This is a genomic window from Rhizobacter sp. P2_H2, from assembly GCF_056403375.1.
The window spans coordinates 1-1,500 of the sequence record NZ_JBFUFP010001216.1; the positions used below are offsets into that span (position 1 = coordinate 1).

The following is a 1,500-nucleotide window of genomic DNA, read 5'->3' on the forward strand; positions in this document are numbered from 1 at the left end:
GCGCTACACCTGGGATGGCAGCGCGGCCTGCAATGCGCGGGTGAGCGGCGTGGCGTTGACGACGGCGGCCGGCACCGAGACGCTGGTCGATGCGGCCGGCGTGGTGGTGAACCCGCAGAAGACCTGGCGCGTGACGATCAACAACTTCATGGCGACCGGCGGCGACGGCTTTTCGACCTTCCGGCAGGGCACGAGCCTGCTGGGCGGCGCACAGGACATCGATGCGCTGACGGCCTACCTGGCGGGCTGGAAGGCGCCGAACGCGGCCTACGACCCCGCGGCGCCCGCGCTCGGCAAGCCGCGCGTGGTCCGGGTCAACGCGCCGGCGGGCGGCGGCACCTGCCCGCTCGGGGCGGATGTGAATCCCTGAGCCAATCCTTGACGCAGCACAAGCCAATCCCGACCCGACAGCGTGGATGGGCTTCTGGCGCGGGTGGCTGGGTTTCTATAATTTTTGCTGCTGCATCGCAGCAACCTCGCCGCACCACCCTGTACCACCTGCAACCCCTGCACAAGGAGCCGAGATGGAAGTCGACAAGCTGGTCACTGTCTATGGGTTTTCGCTGTTCGACGCTGACGTGGGCGGGCAACTCCCGGCCTCGTTCAAGGCGCCGCGATCGGTGATCGAGCACGATTTCCATGGCGTCGTGATGGAAGGTACGGCCGAGCTCGTCGATGCGCAGGCGCTCGACGATCAGGGCCGCTTTCGCCGCGTCGCGACGGCGTGGGGCGAGCTGACGACCTGAGGCTCAGTCCTTGGCCGCGTCGCCGTCCGCCTTCGGGCGGCCGGTCTTCAGGCTGGGCACGCTGTTCAGCGCGGCCAGCAGCGCCTTGTCGGCCAGCCCGTTCAGCGTCGCGATGCCGGCGCGCAGCAGCTCGCTCTTCTTGGTCGGGCGCTTCAGCGCGGTCGCGCGCAGCTTCAGCGCCTCGAGCAGCTGGTACTCCGACTTCGGGATCGTGAAGCTGTCGCGCACCAGCTTGTGCTTGGGCTTCTCGGCGACGGGGGCCGGTGCGGGCTTCGCGACGACAGCCGTCTTGGCTGCGACTTTCTTCGCCGCAACCTTCTTGGCGGCGACGGGAGTCTTCTTTGCCGGGGCGGCAGCGGTCTTGGTGGAGGTTTTGGAGGGGGTCTTGCGGGCGGTCGTTGATGTGGTCATCGGCTTGACTTCAATGGTTTATACGATATATACCGTTTATACCAGACCTTGACGCGGCGCCATACCGGAGCGGCCCGAGGTCCGGTGAATGGAGCGCAGATCATGGAGACAAGACGTCTTCGCGAACGACTCGGCCTGATGTCGATCGGCGCATTGATGATGGACCCGCAGTTCGTGCGGCGCGCGGCGCAAGACCGGGGCGACGAGGTCGCCTCGTCCGACACCGATTCGCCGGGCGACGATCTGCCGACGCTGCGCGCGCGCTGGCACACTGGTTGGGACCGCTGGCGCGCACGCCTGACCCGAGACAATCCCTGATCCTTGATCCTGATTCCCCATGCAT

At 66.9% G+C, this 1,500-nt stretch carries 4 protein-coding genes; 3 read left to right on the forward strand and 1 reads right to left on the reverse strand.

Annotation, left to right across the window (positions count from 1 at the left end):
* Both AC1D15_RS31690 and AC1D15_RS31695 read left to right on the forward strand, forming a co-directional pair.
* Positions 1-370, forward strand: a 370-nt coding sequence (locus tag AC1D15_RS31690) for a 5'-nucleotidase C-terminal domain-containing protein (RefSeq protein ID WP_477829172.1), incomplete at its 5' end; no start/stop codon positions are given.
* A gap of 154 nt (positions 371-524) precedes the next feature.
* Positions 525-746, forward strand: coding sequence for a hypothetical protein (locus AC1D15_RS31695; RefSeq protein WP_477829173.1), 222 nt, complete (start codon positions 525-527; stop codon positions 744-746).
* 3 nt (positions 747-749) lie between these two features.
* On the opposite strand, the gene AC1D15_RS31700 is transcribed toward AC1D15_RS31695, so the two are convergent.
* Positions 750-1,157, reverse strand: a complete 408-nt coding sequence (locus AC1D15_RS31700) for a hypothetical protein (protein ID WP_477829174.1) — start codon at positions 1,155-1,157, stop codon at positions 750-752.
* 138 nt (positions 1,158-1,295) lie between these two features.
* On the opposite strand from AC1D15_RS31700, the gene AC1D15_RS31705 reads away from it, so the two are divergent.
* The gene (locus AC1D15_RS31705; RefSeq protein WP_477829175.1) at positions 1,296-1,475 is read left to right on the forward strand and encodes a hypothetical protein; all 180 of its coding nucleotides are present in this window, start codon (positions 1,296-1,298) and stop codon (positions 1,473-1,475) included.
* Positions 1,476-1,500 lie beyond the last annotated feature (25 nt).

What these genes read in the sequence shown, in the direction of transcription:
- AC1D15_RS31695 (WP_477829173.1), top strand. Translation starts at nt 525, where the DNA reads ATGGAAGTCGACAAGCTGGTCACTGTCTATGGGTTTTCGCTGTTCGAC.
- AC1D15_RS31700 (WP_477829174.1), bottom strand. Translation starts at nt 1,157, where the DNA reads ATGACCACATCAACGACCGCCCGCAAGACCCCCTCCAAAACCTCCACC.
- AC1D15_RS31705 (WP_477829175.1), top strand. Translation starts at nt 1,296, where the DNA reads ATGTCGATCGGCGCATTGATGATGGACCCGCAGTTCGTGCGGCGCGCG.